Raw genomic sequence first — 15,601 nt, 5'->3', positions numbered from 1 at the left:
CTAAATGCTAGTCTCATTTATTATTTTTTCAGAGCATCTGCCTTTACAAATTGATTATTCACTTTAACAGCAAGAGCACTTTTAATGTCAAAACCTTTTATTGAATAAATCTCAGTGCCAACAGGATAATAATTCGAGCTTTTATTGTTTGATAAGGTACTTTCATCTTTAGACTGTTCGTCAATTGTACCCAATAATAAATCAATTTTTTTCACTTGTTGATCAGTAACCACATATACTATTTGATTCCAGATAATCATTTTCTCAAATGCAAAACTTTCGTTGGAGTTACTATGGGAACATCCTGCCGTTAAAATAACTAAAGCAATCATTATTAAGGTTTTTTTCACTATTACCACTCCCATTTATTAATCTAATACTTAATAAACGAATAATAATAACTAATAGTTGCACTTTTTTTAAATTTTTTCCAATTATACTTAAACTTATATTATGACACATCATTGTGTATTTTTATTTTATTATACATCAAGAAAAGAAATGCACGTTTCATTTACAAATCAAGCTAACGTACAATTTATTGTATTTATTCTTCTTTGTAGTAATTGAAGTGCTCTATTTCCTAAATCCGTAATTGTTATTTGTGACAAACCGACCCACTATATTCTTCAAATAACTCTTGTAGTATTACATTCTTTGCCTGGATAACCTTCTCTTAGTTCCTTTTCTACACTGATGGATGATATTTTTCGCACGTTATACCCCTTCTTAATAGCCCATTTTCCATCAAATCCATACCTATAGAAACCCATGCTTGAACATTTGTTCTCTAACTTACTGATAAACCAAATACAAAGTCGTGCAATCAGAAACTCCCACACTCTGATCATCTATTCCAGAAAGTGTATTCTAAAAAGCAAGATCTATAGTATTTGAAGTATTATCAATAATTTTGAGATAATAAGCTTCATTTCATCCTTTTTAATATTCATTTAACATCCTTACTCAAAGTTGATCACTGCTTTTCTAAATTGTGCATCAATTATATTTTGATTTGTTGAACCAACGATCCTTTTAGTTTCTTTCCCATTTTTATCAAAAAAAACAAGCGTGGGAAATCCCGGTGAGCCGTATTTTTTATATAATTTATTGTCCTCATCTAGTAATACTGGATAACCAATTTTATATTTAACGACATATTTATCTACTCCACTTCGTTCATCTCGATTGATCAGATTAATACCATATAAGTTAATTTTGTCCTTGTACTTTTCGTAAACAGATACAACTTTAGGAGCATCTTCATTGCAATACGGGCACCAAGAAGTGAAGAAAAGAAAAGCAGTTGGCTTATCTTTAAAAATAATGCTTTCTTCATTTCCTCCCAAATCCTTTAATGATGTCGTTACATACTCTATTTGTCTATTGTTAAAGTTATTAAAAACGGTCACTGCCACTATTCCTAAAATGATGATTGATATTATACTTGCAATTGTTTTTCGATACATCAATGAATACAACTCCCTAGTAACTTAGATTATAAAACTTCTCTTTTATTGAACTCTCGGTTGCAATAGGTAAGCATTTGATGTCATCTCCAGCTTTTCCCCTGCTCCACACCGGACGTGCCAGTTTCCCGGCATCCGGCGTTCCCTCTAACTGAATTTACTAAATCATAAGTTCCTCGTTACTCAAGGATATTGACGGTTTGTCATCCTAGTAGCTTGCACTGTGGCATCCATTGATGTCCCCACTTTCCTACCTGATCGGTGCAATTCACGCTTGGAAAACAATTTTTCTTTTCAGTTAGACTTGGGGCTGTTCCTCCACTCCCATTACAGGAGATTCATCAGTCGTGCCCCTGCCCTCACAAGGATTAATGTATTTCGGCATGCGCCTTATAACAACCGTTTCGGGTAACAGCCCTTGTTGCAACGTCCCTTGCTTTCCAAGTCCCTTACATCCTAGCTATTCTTTCTGGACTTAGGTGCTTCCTCTAAGCCTGTGAGACCAATGCCGCCATTGTTCGGCATAGCGTATTTCATAGGAAAAATTCTTACTTTACGCCGCCCACCCCATCGTTTGATGGTACATATGTTTCCATATGTTCTAACTTTAGACCTGTACATTCGGAAGTTCGTCAGTTCAGTCTGTTTGAACATTCTCACCATATCCAGTTTTTCAGCCGCGCGGCATATCCGTTGGCATACCTTTTCAATAAAGATGGCTCTAGCCTTCGTTCTGCCGAATCTACCTGTACTTCACACCTCATGCTCTGTTAAGCATGACGCGCGCAGGAGTATTGGCGGAATGGTTTCAGGATACATGGTTCCGTCATTCCCATCCTCGGTTGTAAAGTTGAGATCACTGCCGTAATCTCCTGTTTTTCGCACTGTATGGTGCTTATGGCAGAACTTGTCGTACTTCCCCGTTAGTTGAACGCCTTTGAACGTCTCCTTATTTAAGTTCGAATAATTACCTCACACTTTATAACTGCAATTCTATTGCATAACAGCTACTTGCCATAACAATCCGAAAACAGCAGCCCAGAAACAACATAACGTATTGAGTGTATAAGATATCCACTTTCTCCCTATTAGTTTTAAATACAAAACAGTGAAAAGTGGATACGCAATAATAAGTTTAATTACTATCATTACTATTGAGCTCTGATAATCATTTTCTGAAACTAATGAAATCAGGAGATACAATATAATTCCGGCCACCCCTGCCATATATGCTGCAATTTCTTGAATGATTCCATTTATATTTGGGTTGATTTCAAAAACCAAAGAACTTATCGTGGGAATAAATAGCATAATTATGTATTGAATTATCAAATATTTATAAAACTTACCGTCTATCATGTGTCACCTTCTATTGAATAATATAGTTTCCAGGTTAGTCATTAGGCATTTAAACTAGTGTTTACAGCAATAATCTGCCCGTTACTCAAACGAACAAAAAAGGGGCTTCCGCGAGAAAAGCTCCTACACTATCGTTCCTACGTTAGTTGAATCAATTTTCGTTTACGAAAGGCTTATAATCTTGTTCGTACGATAATTTTGTTTCCTCATATGTTGGAATATTAATGAGTTCAACATTTTCTATATTCAATCCTAAAAAATCTTTTGCAATTATTCTCACGCTACTCTTAATCTCATCATTGTCCCAGGATTTAGATAATTTTGTCCACATATCAATATAGACAGGTTTATAGCCATCTATATTCGTAGGAGCAGAATGGGGAACTTGACGAGAAACATCTTCTAAGTCTCTTGGGTATATGTAATGATAATGAATATCTCTGTCACCATTTATAAAACTTTCAATTTCAGCACAATATTCTTTATCATCGCCTATAATATCCATATCGTATTTTAAAAGATTAATTAGACCTGTCACGGTTGTAAGTTCAAAATAACCTAAGATTTTTTTTTGATCTTGATCAGAATAAAGCGTAATTTCATCATTACGACTCTTGCTACAGAAACCATAAGCCCCATACCAAAATAACCAATGTCGAACTCGGACATATATAGTTTGAATATTTATCCCCCCTAGTTTTAGAAATTATCGTATAGTAACTACACCGCGACAATCAACCACAGTGTAACATAATTAACTGAAGATAACTGCCCGTTTAGCTTAATGAAATCCATGTTTTATCTAGTCAGTATCCGTGAGACACATCAGCCAAAACCTGCACTTCTGCTTGTCAAAAATAATCCACGTATAGTCCCAAGCAACATCAAAAAACCAGTCGCACCAAGGGCTATTTGTCTTAAATAATATTACTTCTGCATATCTACCATCAATAATAGTGTCACACAGCTTTTCTGCAATGTTCTTTGCGTCTCTTGGGCTTCCTTGGAACCTTCTATACGCTCCACCATTAAAGAGTGTGGATGCAATCTCACCATCTAAGATAAAAGGCGTGCTTCTCTCAAAAATAACATCATCATGAAATGGGGTACCAATCTTTAACTCTGGTAATGATGTTACAATGTCATAACAAGATAGAAGATTCTCAAAGTAAAGCTTATATTCAATATTCATGAATGGTATCGTGCTGAAAACATCTTTATTTATTACCTCAAAACAAGCAAGAATCACTCCGCCGTTAGCATGAGAATAACTGTATAGTCTTTTAACTTCCTCTATAATAAGAGAATTTATCTGTATATACTTTAACGAATTAGGTTGCCACGACACATTTTCCACTTCCTAATAGTTGTTATAAAATTGCTCTTTTAAGCACAACTTTTCAAGTTTTAGCTGTTCCCCAAACAACTGATATGTACGGTTTTGTCCTTAAAGTTAAGGTTTTATGACGTTCATCATGGAATAACAACAAAACAAATCCCGAATTTCCTTGTTTCTTTATTTCTATTCCATAAACTTCTTCTAATGCGAGTTCTAATATGACCTTATTTTCTTGATGCCATCTCATATAAACATAAGAGATACTTGGTTCTATATCAAACCCTAACACATCAGTTTCTCGTTTTAGAATGAACCTCCATTGTTTATAGTAGTCAGGAACATCCATTTCCTCTAAGGTTAATTGCGGTTCACATTCAAAAATATCAATAAGTTCATGTTCTTCTGGAAAAATCTCCATTCTTTGAACCACCTTACTATGATAAATAAAATCGTGCTTTCATGGTAAACCATTTTTCATTTACATTCATTAAATCCATCCAAGACAATTTGACCCAACTCATGGTCGTTAATAGTTACATCAACTAAATACTCAGGGTCATTCTTTGAATGAGTATAGCCAGTTGTCTTGTACTTCTTCATAATGCTGATTAGATAGCTATTTTCTTTAACATTTTGGGTTACGTTTATGAACAGTTTCGTCCTTATGAAAGAAATCATACTTTTTACTCCTTCAGCCTCAACCCAAAAATCCCCTTTCACATCATTAGGTAAGTATGGTTCTGCAATACTTATTTGAATTGCTTCTTTTATCGCTTTTCCAACATCAGAATCTGTATATGGAGGTACTAATTTAATAAATTTATTATTAGTTGACCTGCAACCAATTGGATTGATTACGCTAGGATTAAAATATATCAGTGAAGTCTTAAAATCTTTATAAACAGCTACTGATGGAAGGTTTAACAAAATTTCGTTATATTGTTTATTTTCAATGTTATCTTCTAACTTTTTTCTTTGAAATAACCTGAACATAGTGACCTACCCTTCAGCATCAATTAAATAAAATCATTTTTTCTTCGTAGATTATATATTACACTAACCATTAAAACTTCGATTTTATCAGAACTGATTTTCTTCACTGCTTATTCAAATTATTCCGACTTATATTCAACAATCTCAATAACTTTAATGTCCACTTTTGCGATATCGGTAAGGGCAAAAAAATCGCTTGATCTCAATTTAAATGTTTTCAGTTCACCTTTTCCAATATCGCTTGCAAAACCATGTAGAGTTGTAATTTTATTTCCATTCTTTAAGGTTATATCAATATCGAAACTAAAAATATTCTTCTCGTAGGTTGTTTCATTAAGCTGGACCTGTCCAATTAAATAAGTTGCTCTAGAAGTGTCATTAGTACCAGTTAGATCAATACTAATTTTCTTGTCAGGATCTATGTAAGGGAATTCTTTAGTTTTAGTTTTAGTTTTATAATCTATTGTAATCTCATTGGGTTTTGAATCCTGACTAGCAGTAAATCCTACCGTCCCACCCATACTTTCTGCAACGTATCTAATCGGTACATATACATGGCCGTTATAATTAATGACTTGATATTCGCTAGGCAAACTTTTATTTTCTCCGTTATAAAAAAACTCAGATGGAAATAATGTGACGTTTAATTCATTGGCTGCAATTACTACAGATGAGAGGGAAATAACAATGCCACACAGAAATGCAATAACGACCTTTTTCATAAATATTCTCCTCCGAACCATTAATTAGCTTTTTTATAAAAGATTCATTTCATTAAAATATAACTGAAACGTCCACATCATCCCATAGTTCTTTTAAGAGCTTACCATCAATTTTTCCTTTTGCGAGCAATTCATTTGTGTCAACGAACGACTGATAATCAGAATACAACTCTGACAGATACCAACCATCCTTGTTATTACTAATAGAATATTCCTTACCCCTATAATTGAAATGGAGCTCATGCCCAATAGCTAAATCTCTTTCCAAGTCTTCATATGAATACGACAACTGAATCAATCTCCTTCCTGAGTTTCCCCTAAAAACAATTAACAAACGTTTCCTCTTAATAATCAATATAATGTTTAAAAGTAATGTACTAATAACGGATGCAAATAAACCTACCATAATTCCAATCAATGGAAGGGTTTCAATATCCCAACCAATTGGAGCAGAAAAACAAAACACTAACCAAATTACCACCAAGAGAACATATATGAGAACATTAAACGTACTAATTATTATCAAATTACTCCAAAATGAATTTGTCTTTTTAATTAAGCGAAGTGCAGTACGATAACTTATGAATATTGGAGTAAGTGAAAGTATCAAAAATACAATAAGCCCATAGTAAGAAATGCTCACATTTTTACCCCCATAAGATTCGTACATATATTCAATTGGCTTATAATAGACTCCCGCGCATCATATGCAGCAGCTATTTTTGAATCTGGATAAGTCTTCTCTTTTATTGACCTATTTTAAGAATTGATCTTTATCACCCTCTGCATGAAAGTCTTTAAGTTTTAAAAGCACTCCGTTCCCTCTATTACCTTTCTTCGTAATTGATTTACTTGGGTCGTGTTCATCTGTTTCTCGAATGCTAAAATCTCCTGTTAGCAAGTTATGGTCTTCTTCATCAGCATTTTCTTGTGTCGTTTTTCCAGTGTTATATGAACCTAGAGTTGCCCCAATTAAATACCAATCATTATCCTGAAATCTGAATCTGTATTTGGCATACCACCTGTCGTTGCTTCCACCGTAAAAGCTTATAAGTAAAGAACCTCTGTCAATGGATATTCCATCTAATGGGTCGCCACATACACCACCTTTATCTGCTTTTAAAATTGCCTTATCGGCGATTATTGATAGTGAAAATTGGTTGTTGCCATTACCAAAAGCAATTAGCAACGCTCTTGGAGGAACTTCATTTTGTTTACTCTTTTCTTCTTCAATTACAACTGCTACATCATCTACGCCATCTTTGTTTAAATCTCCTGTTACTTTTACGGGTTGTCCTTTGCTTTTTTCAAGTATTGTCCAACCGTCGGGAATGAGATTCTTTAGACTTGTAACATCTTTTCTACCAGAAGATGCATTTAACTCTTTAGAATATTGACCATTTAGTTTTTCGATATTTTGTTGAGAAAATTCATACCATTCTACATCTTTTTTATCATCTTGTTTTTTACGGAAAGATTCATATGATTCTTCGGTAACTGGTTTATCATTAATAATAAATTTATTAGTATATGTTGCCTTGCCATCGAAGCTGGAATCTCGATAACCCAAATCGTCAATTTCAGAGGCTTCTTTTTTGAATCTTAGTTTTCCAAACCCATTATTAGATGCACTACCAGCCCAACCAAATGTCCCATCCACTTTAAGACTATTGAACTGTCTATTTCCCAGAATGTATCCATAAACAGAACCATCCAAATAGTGAAGGATTTCATAAAACTGAGGGTATTCTCCTGTTGCTAATTCAAGTACAACTTCAGGTATTTTGTCATCATCCAAATCAAGCAAAGTAAAGCGTTTAACCTTGAAGATAGCATCAAATACTTTTCCATTAGTTAGTAAATCGTTTAAAAATACATTGTTCTTTTCATCTGTGCTTATAAACTTGATCGTATTCTGTAAAACTGCTTTGAAAGATTCTAAAGCAATAGCGCTATTGACTCCTGCCTGTATTGACATTTGTGTTGGTTCTGGAGTTTGAATTAGATTTGCTCCCGATTCTGATGCTGTTGATGTTGATGTTGTGGTCTTTGCAGTCGAAGTCGGTGTTGAAATTATTGAAGATGTGTCTAAGTTTTTGTCACTTTGGGATAATGAAAAAGGACTTGTACATCCAGTAAGTGCTATCATAATCGTAACCATCAGACAAAACCTTATCTTGAATTTTTGCATTTAATCCTCCTTGATCCTACACACGAACTTCTCATTGATTAGAATATTAGCAATTTGTCCAATTACATAGACTAGCGGGGAGTTTACCTAAATAGTACCATGCAGTCCAAGCGACTGTTATTAAAACTGAAAAGATAATAAGCAAAAATAATAAACATGAATGCCTTTTACTTCTTTTTATTTCTCGAATAAGCTTTTCATCATCATCCATAAGAGATGGTTTCCCCCAAAAAGTTGCGATAAACTTCATGTTTTATGTAATGTCTTTAAGCAATTCTGTTAAGCCATTAGGATATAAAATCTTACGTCAATGTTCAAAATCATCAATTGGTATCCATTTAGCGTATGAAATCTTATTAAGCAATTGTTCTCCATTATCGCTCCCCCTAATGTGGACTTCCCTTTAAGCAAGAGGTCATTAAGCGCACTGTTACTTCAAATAAAATCATTCTTTTCTTAACAACTTATAACTTACTAACTGCTATCGCCATATTATATCACCAACTTACAAATTGAGGATATTAGTCTGGAGATAACGAATGTTGCTATTAACGCAAAAAAGCCCTCTAAAAGGGCTTTTCAACATCTAAAGTTGTTATCGTATCGTTACTAATAAAAAGAATACTTTTCTCAATGACATTAACTTTTATTATGAGAGGACAACCCACATTGACTTCTCACTCGTTGTTTCCTTTCCAAACCAACAGTGAGCAGCACTCCACATGTGTGGAGTAAGCAGAGTCAACACGTTTATAACCTAAAATCGGGGATGCCTAAACCCAATTGAATACAATTATTTCACCGCAATCCCCAAGCTTCATAACTAATTCCTACTTTTTAATCATCTCCAACCTTAGGATCTCTCCACTAGTTGCCCGTGAGCTACGAGGCGGCTTGGCTCTTACCTCGGCCGGACTCTCATCGGCTAGTTGTGCCCAGCTTGGCTAGGCGCGCGTGACTCAATCAAAGTTAACGACTTCACCAGGCATTTGCTTGAACACATAATCAGGTTACAGGTCCCGTTCTATTCCAGAGAGGTCCACATGTCCAGAGCCAATATTCGAATCGCCTCATGCCAATGCTTCCGATAAGTCCTCAAACGTTCGGCACTGGCCTGATTCCACATTAAAGACTTGCCGGCCGCCTGCAGCAAAGAAAGCCCCACATACTGAGCCTCGAACTGTGCTCGGGCATCCAGACATTCCACGATAGTCAGAAGCGCCTCCGGCGTCCAATTCCCCTTGCCGGCATGCACGGTTTGAATGACCATTCTATAAGCGTAATCCAACAGATACGGTTGCGCTGTCCCCAACTGTATCACGTGATCCAAACAAGTCACAGCCTGGTCAATGTTGTTCCATTCAATCTTTGCCAAATGCAATTTGATTAAGACGGGCTGCATCGCTTCACAGACAGAGAGGACACCAATGAAACCATCATATAAGGGAACGAGCTCCCGCCTTGCATATTGAGGCAATAAGACAAGCTTGTCGATCAAGGCGAACAGCCGCTGACGATGAGGAAGATCCCTTTCGGCAGATGCGTTCCATTGGGCTGAGCTTTCCGTATCAGCCAATTGCCTACATAAGCCAATCACCTGTTCATTTACCAAACCGTCACGGCAACTGACGATTAATGTATCCAGCGCCGCTTTCCATCTTGAGCTATTCTCTGAATCCATAATGGCCTTGCAGGCGGACTCGGCAAGCAACTCCTCGTTTCCCTTTGCCCAAAAACTCATGGCGCGGAAAGCTTCCTTTGCCACATCCGGGTCGACGCGACCCGCAATCTCGGCAATCCATTGCACATACCTTGGGCGATCCTTCAAGGGAAGTTCGTCAGGCTTCTGGTAAAGAAGACTTTTTACAATATCCCGCTCCGGCGACAAAGCTAATGAGCCCAATATATCCCAACTTCGCTCATCATCAAGCCATTGTCTGGCGGCATGCCCTATCGCGATGAGAACATCCTTATGGGCATTCGGTTTCCCGAATTCACGGAGGAGAAGCGACAGACTTTCACTGCTTTTATAAGCCCCCAACAAGCGGATTGCTTCTTTTCTCACCGTAATTCTCAATTTGTCACGGTTAAGAAGGTCTGCTAACATGGCGGTCATCGACTCCGGCTTCATCTTGCGGACGCATCTGGGGATCGCATACATCGCCACGCGAGCGCGGTCTCCATCTAGATGATCCAATAGAACGGGAAGCGCTTTTTCCGGCTCCTCCCAAAAAGAACAAGCCTGCAGCGCCGACTCTACAATCTGCACTTCCTCATCCTTCAGCAGCTTCGTCCATTGATTGGAGCTGTAGTCCGGCATTTTTGCCAAACCGCGCATGGCAGTTGAACGCTCTCGAAAGTTTCGCTTGGTGTCCAAAGCGACTTTTTCCATAAGCAGAGCCAACTTCTTTTGCTGACGAGGCAGCCATCGATGAAACCCGTCGACAGAGGGAACAACATAAATCGTTTTTCCCGAGAGATGCTTGCCTTTAATGACGGCTCCGGAAATGAACGGGTCCAGCCATTCCTGGCGTTTCAGATGCAAATGCATAAACACCTCTTGAAACGAAATGAAGGAGGGATCTCTGGCCAGCAGCTCTTTAACCCTTTCATCGCGCGTTTTGCGCGGAGCCAGCCAATAATGAACGGCCTGCGGCGACACGCTTTTATCTTGCAACAGTTCCTTCAACAGCAGTTGAAGCTTAGGCAGACGTTCCGCCGCTTTGCCAAACGTTCCCGCCATCCGCAGAATATAAGTAAAGCTCTCCCGTTTATTGGCTTCCACGCCCAGGGCATAAAGCTCATCGGCCAATCTAGTCAGAGCACGGTCCGGCAAACTGTCCCAGTTCATGGAGCGCAACATAAACTGCCCGTCCCTCATCGCCATTCTGGTGAACGTTCTTAGGGCTAATTTAAAAAGAGCGCTCTCGGGCTGTGAGGCATGGTAACGAATTAGGGCAAAAACCAGATTCTCTGTGGACATTCTTGTTGCGTAAGAGGTATCTCTGGCTTCAATCACGCTATCCGCCAGCAAAGTCAAGTCGTCTGCATGGTCATCCGTGAAGATCGTAATCGGACAGCTTGACAGCTCGTTCATGACGGCACTGCGTACCGGGTCCTGATCGTTCTTGATCCGGGTCAGGAAACGCAACGTTTCATTCATCCCGGTTCGCGACAACGCAGTGCTTTTGACTAGATGGATGTAAGCGGCTGCGCGCTCATCCGCGCCAGAAGATCCATATGCGGCTTGTTCCAGCTTTTCTCTGGCGTGGTCTATCAAGCGCCTCGCCGTTATTTCAAGCACGCGGTTCCGACTTTCCACAATCCCCCGAAGACCTAACATTCGGGACGCTTCCTTGTCGCGCAAAAGATGCGGCAATGCATCCAGTAGTTGCATTGGAAAAATTCGCATGCCGCGTCCTTCTTCCTTGTAGGCCGCCTCAAAAATCGATCCGCGCCAGGATGGCGCAAGCGTGTCCAACACCTTCGCTACATGTAAGGGCTGATCGGCCAATAAGGATGTCAGCTCCGCCCACTGCTCGACTGAAAACAGCTTTCTGCACTTCAAAACTCCCGTAGGCACGCCATGAGTCAGTAGATCTCCCCGCGCCTCTTCCCGAGTGAGCAGGCGAAATACACCATTCGGGTCGGCATTCATTAGAATGCCCAATCGCGGTTTGAGTACAGGATGAAGAACATCACTTGGCCCATACTTTAACGCACATTCCAGAACGAAGTTTGGTCTTGATACACTTAGTATTTCAATCGCCGAAGCAAACCTCCACCATATAGGAATTTTCTCCTGCTGTGTTGCGCTCTGCAACACGTGATTGAAGTAATCCGCAACGATAACGGGGTTGCGATTTGTTAACAATTTCCAATTCCGCACCGCATAGCCCAGCTCCGGGAGCCTGTGACGAACCGTTTCCTCCCTGCATGCGGACAGCAATTTTGCAGCCTCAATTCCTCCCCATCGGGAAAGCACAAGCGGCAGCAGCCGCTCCGCCCAATCCTGCCGGCTCACCGTCACGATGCTTCGAAACAGTTGGCGACGGCTCTCGTACGACATGAATACGATTTCCGATTCAATCAAAAAATCCGGCTCCGAGACAACTTCCGGCAAAAGTCTGGCCGCCCGTCCTCTTACGCCCGCCTTCCCATGATTCAAACCAAGTAAAACGGCGCTGGGATCGTTCGCTACACTGGCGCCGGTTAATGCCAAATGCCCCTCATAGGCGCTGCCGCTATCAAGCAACGACGCAAGCAAAGCGGAATAAGTTGCCTCGCCTTTATATTCGCGCCCCAATACGGCTATCCGCTTCATTCTGTCCGAGTATCCCATTGAGTCAAGTTCCGTTAGTAACCGTTTCTTATCCAGCGGATCATTCCGAAACAACAATGTTCTATCTCCTCTCACTTGGTGACAACAAATCCAGACAACCTAATGGCTGTTTAGCACCAAAATTTTCAGCAAACCGTTCCCTCTTATTTTAACAGCTATTGTCTTAGAATGGGAATTCAGTTGTAGTTAGGCTGCCGTTTTTTGTGCAAGCTGTTCCGGGCCACGCTAAACAAACAAGAGGTTTCCCGATTATTGAAGATAACGGAGAAACCTCTTGTTTACTGTTCAGGCATTAGGAGTGGACGAACGTAAATACTTTCTATCGCTGGGCCCCGCCCTGCAGGCAAGTTACCAGAAGTGCACAGCAAGCGCAAAGATTTTCGATTTAAAGAAAAATAAGGACTTAAAGATTTATTCGAAAACGTCAAATACAAACGATCCTGCAAATGGTTATTCGTTGCAGTTCATCGTGGCGGTGAATGAAGTAGGAAGCACGGAAGGCTATGGCGAGGAAATTATCGATCCTGCCGGTAAGATAACAAAGGAGCAGCTCGCAACGTTCCTTGTTCGCAGACTCGACATGAACGAGGAAGCCAAGGCAACGCCAAGCGTGAATGATTTTACTGTATCTGACTGGGCGGAGGGGTATTTCGCCTCCACAAACATCACGATAAGGTCCTTTTTTTTGAAAGCAAGAAGAAGGGAATAGGTAACGAAGCAGACGCACCGATGCAGATCACATCGGTAGATTCAGACACTGTTTTCTTTCCCCATCATGTAGCGCCTTGCTTCGAGGATATCTCCCATCAAGTTTCAATATACAAGTAAACGCGGCTCTTAACGACTGCTACTTATGAGCGACACTACGCACTCCACATGTGTAGAGTCGGTGAAAGGGATATAATAGTTTTCAGCCTGCTATAAACTAACTTGAAAACGCTTGCAATTGTGTCTCTATTTGCTGGAAGTGATGAAACTTTTCTTGCAAATTCTCCTTCTTTGCCAACAGCTAGTGCTGCTCCATAAAGATTAACTATTTCTTGTGCGTTCTCTAATTTCATCTATTTCTCCCTTCTTCATTCATTCGACCTCTTATAAAACTAGTATTTTATTGCTTTAAACCAAGATCATTCAATGAATAGAAATCAATCCCAACAGTCATTCTAGCAACTGTTTCTCCTTCTCTTCTAACAGTGCTTCCCTTTGTCCCTTCTCCAACCCTTATTAAAATCATTCCTTTTTGATTTAATGTTAACTGTGAATATTCACTTGAAAAGACTTCTCCAGTTTTCTCGCTTATGTACCCCAACAAAATTGTCTTACCATCAATTTTTTCGACAATTCCTTTTGCATCTGTAGGTAAGTACTTCTGAATTTCAATCAAAGCTTCTTTTCTTTTCCAAGTAGGAAGTCGTCACCAGAATAGCTTAGTTTGATTTCTTTTACTAAGTCTTTCGAGGTATTAATGAAAACGTCTTGATTCTTATACCCGTAAGCATCCATATATTTTGAAGTATGTTTACCAAATTTGACTTCGAAATCTTTATAATTTCCTCCAAGCTTAGGTTTAACTTCTGGTGTAGGTGTGGAAATTGGCGTAGGTGAAGGAGTAGTTTTATTTTGAGTTGTAGTACTTTGAGCTACTTCTTTTGAAGAGTTAGTTATATTAGATGTTCCAGTGTTGCTATCGCATCCTGAAACTGTTACTGAAATTGCTAGGAACATTATTACACTAAATCTGTTCATGTCTAGAACCGCCTTTTATTTTGTGAAGACATTAAAACCAGTCTTTTATTGTTTGTTATCTTGTAAGAAAATGCTATTATAAACATCTCCTCTTTCTTCCTCTAGCATAATGTTAATGAATTCTTGATGTTCTTCTAAAAGTCTTAATGTAAATCTCAAATTATATAAAGCTTCAATAGTATTTTCGGCATTAAGTTGCCATTTTTTCACTATAAATTTAAATATTTCTTCTGCATACGTAGACCAGATTTAATTTCAGTTACAAGTTCTTCATACTCTTTTTTATTGTCCTTAAGCAGCTTGATTATAGCACAGTCTTTCATACCAGCTTCCGCGTAAGGATCAGTAATTCTAGTATCTTGGCTATCGAGATGAAGAGTTAAGTACTTTGCTTGAATTGAGTTATTCTTCTCTTTGCCATCAATTACAGCATCGATTGCTTCTAGCACCCAATTGCCATCTTCATCTCTATCCTGTAGTTCAGTTTCCAAAAAAAACCTCCAATAGGTCATAACCATCAGGAAGTGAGATTACATGGAATCCATTAGCGTCAATTAACTGAAAATTAATAAGTACCTCTCCTCAACTTACAAGGATACAAACAATGAATTCCGTGTTTTACAGTAAACAGAAGTTATATTAAAAATCACACTCATCTATCGTCGATGTTAACTCAGACCATCTTGCCGATAATAACTTTGCATAATCCAAGGAAAACAACCCATAATGCCCCAAAGAATAGCCATCATTAACTTCAATTAACAATGTTTCACCCTTATCAGTTAATCCAAAATCTACAGCATAGCCATTAGGTGCAGATTTGTATTGCATTACAACATTTTCAATTATTTTGTAATCAAAGTGTAATCTCCAATTACCTCTATATCTTCGAATGTCTAATATTTTTCCATGTCTAACAAAACATCTCCACTCAGCGACAAAATTTACAACCTCAGAGCATAATATTTCTGGATCTTCACCATATGTGCCACATCCAACCAAATCCTTAGTCCCTCTAACTACTACTCCAGTAAACTTCTTATCCTCAACTGGCTTAATAAAAACATTCCAGTTGTCAGGGTTGTTTGCTATTACACTTAATTTTGACTTCCAAATCTTTCTTCCTAAGTAGCTTTCAAGTTCTTCTGGATAATCGATTTCAGGTGCGACTATAGAATATTTAGAAAGTGTTGTCCTAACATCATCAACATAGCTTACTATGATGTCTTCTTTATTATTTTCCGATACTTCATTTATATTTTCGAAATAATGGATTTCGAAGCCCATTTGTTTAAATCCGTCATAAGCAGCATAAAAATTATGATTTGCTATTTGCTTATCAAAACTTTTTTTAATAAAAACCTTCATAAATCACCTACCATCCAGATTATCACTTCTTAGTTTGAACACTAATCATTTTAAATAAAATCAGACTTTTAT

The 15,601-nt window shown here is 38.5% G+C and carries 17 protein-coding genes; 1 reads left to right on the top strand and 16 read right to left on the bottom strand.

Annotated features, from left to right (window positions below):
- Positions 1-20 precede the first annotated feature (20 nt).
- The 11 genes from LOZ80_RS34705 to LOZ80_RS34655 all read right to left on the bottom strand — a co-directional run bounded on the left by LOZ80_RS34705 (position 21) and on the right by LOZ80_RS34655 (position 12,472).
- On the bottom strand, positions 21-350 hold the full coding sequence (locus LOZ80_RS34705; RefSeq protein WP_238168782.1) for a hypothetical protein: 330 nt from the start codon (positions 348-350) through the stop codon (positions 21-23).
- A gap of 612 nt (positions 351-962) precedes the next feature.
- A complete protein-coding gene (locus LOZ80_RS34700; protein WP_238168781.1) occupies positions 963-1,469 on the bottom strand; it encodes a TlpA family protein disulfide reductase in 507 nt (168 codons plus the stop codon).
- Between the two features lie 993 nt (positions 1,470-2,462).
- On the bottom strand, positions 2,463-2,828 hold the full coding sequence (locus LOZ80_RS34695; RefSeq protein WP_238168780.1) for a hypothetical protein: 366 nt from the start codon (positions 2,826-2,828) through the stop codon (positions 2,463-2,465).
- A 151-nt stretch (positions 2,829-2,979) separates the two neighbouring features.
- Positions 2,980-3,366: a hypothetical protein gene (locus LOZ80_RS34690; RefSeq protein WP_238168779.1), complete on the bottom strand. Its 387-nt coding sequence runs from the start codon at positions 3,364-3,366 to the stop codon at positions 2,980-2,982.
- Positions 3,367-3,630: 264 nt separating this feature from the next.
- A complete protein-coding gene (locus LOZ80_RS34685; RefSeq protein WP_238168778.1) occupies positions 3,631-4,176 on the bottom strand; it encodes a hypothetical protein in 546 nt (181 codons plus the stop codon).
- 52 nt (positions 4,177-4,228) lie between these two features.
- Entirely contained in the window at positions 4,229-4,585 is a 357-nt protein-coding gene (locus LOZ80_RS34680) for a hypothetical protein (RefSeq protein ID WP_238168777.1), read from the bottom strand.
- A 56-nt stretch (positions 4,586-4,641) separates the two neighbouring features.
- Entirely contained in the window at positions 4,642-5,160 is a 519-nt protein-coding gene (locus tag LOZ80_RS34675) for a hypothetical protein (protein ID WP_238168776.1), read from the bottom strand.
- A gap of 119 nt (positions 5,161-5,279) precedes the next feature.
- Positions 5,280-5,882 carry a stalk domain-containing protein gene (locus LOZ80_RS34670; RefSeq protein WP_238168775.1) on the bottom strand — a complete coding sequence of 201 codons (603 nt, stop codon included), beginning with the start codon at positions 5,880-5,882 and terminating at the stop codon, positions 5,280-5,282.
- Between the two features lie 52 nt (positions 5,883-5,934).
- Positions 5,935-6,525, bottom strand: coding sequence for a hypothetical protein (locus LOZ80_RS34665; RefSeq protein WP_238168774.1), 591 nt, complete (start codon positions 6,523-6,525; stop codon positions 5,935-5,937).
- 111 nt (positions 6,526-6,636) lie between these two features.
- A complete protein-coding gene (locus LOZ80_RS34660; protein WP_238168773.1) occupies positions 6,637-8,073 on the bottom strand; it encodes a hypothetical protein in 1,437 nt (478 codons plus the stop codon).
- Between the two features lie 1,024 nt (positions 8,074-9,097).
- Entirely contained in the window at positions 9,098-12,472 is a 3,375-nt protein-coding gene (locus LOZ80_RS34655; RefSeq protein ID WP_238168772.1) for a HEAT repeat domain-containing protein, read from the bottom strand.
- A gap of 217 nt (positions 12,473-12,689) precedes the next feature.
- On the opposite strand from LOZ80_RS34655, the gene LOZ80_RS34650 reads away from it, so the two are divergent.
- Positions 12,690-13,124, top strand: a complete 435-nt coding sequence (locus LOZ80_RS34650; RefSeq protein ID WP_238168771.1) for a hypothetical protein — start codon at positions 12,690-12,692, stop codon at positions 13,122-13,124.
- A gap of 154 nt (positions 13,125-13,278) precedes the next feature.
- Here LOZ80_RS34650 and LOZ80_RS34645 read toward each other — a convergent pair whose 3' ends face one another.
- The 5 genes from LOZ80_RS34645 to LOZ80_RS34625 all read right to left on the bottom strand — a co-directional run bounded on the left by LOZ80_RS34645 (position 13,279) and on the right by LOZ80_RS34625 (position 15,529).
- A complete protein-coding gene (locus LOZ80_RS34645; RefSeq protein WP_238168770.1) occupies positions 13,279-13,476 on the bottom strand; it encodes a hypothetical protein in 198 nt (65 codons plus the stop codon).
- 47 nt (positions 13,477-13,523) lie between these two features.
- The gene (locus LOZ80_RS34640; RefSeq protein WP_238168769.1) at positions 13,524-13,799 is read right to left on the bottom strand and encodes a hypothetical protein; all 276 of its coding nucleotides are present in this window, start codon (positions 13,797-13,799) and stop codon (positions 13,524-13,526) included.
- The gene (locus tag LOZ80_RS34635) at positions 13,796-14,161 is read right to left on the bottom strand and encodes a hypothetical protein (protein ID WP_238168768.1); all 366 of its coding nucleotides are present in this window, start codon (positions 14,159-14,161) and stop codon (positions 13,796-13,798) included. The genes LOZ80_RS34640 and LOZ80_RS34635 overlap by 4 nt, the downstream gene beginning before the upstream one ends.
- Before the next feature lie 209 nt (positions 14,162-14,370).
- A complete protein-coding gene (locus LOZ80_RS34630) occupies positions 14,371-14,652 on the bottom strand; it encodes a hypothetical protein (RefSeq protein WP_238168767.1) in 282 nt (93 codons plus the stop codon).
- A gap of 148 nt (positions 14,653-14,800) precedes the next feature.
- Positions 14,801-15,529 (bottom strand): ATP-grasp domain-containing protein, encoded by a 729-nt coding sequence (locus LOZ80_RS34625; protein ID WP_238168766.1) that lies wholly within the window; start codon positions 15,527-15,529, stop codon positions 14,801-14,803.
- Positions 15,530-15,601 lie beyond the last annotated feature (72 nt).

The organism is Paenibacillus sp. HWE-109 (genome assembly GCF_022163125.1).
GTDB lineage: Bacteria > Bacillota > Bacilli > Paenibacillales > NBRC-103111 > Paenibacillus_E.
The sequence above is the reverse complement of the archived record's forward strand: the minus strand, read 5'-3'. Positions and strand labels throughout refer to the sequence as shown.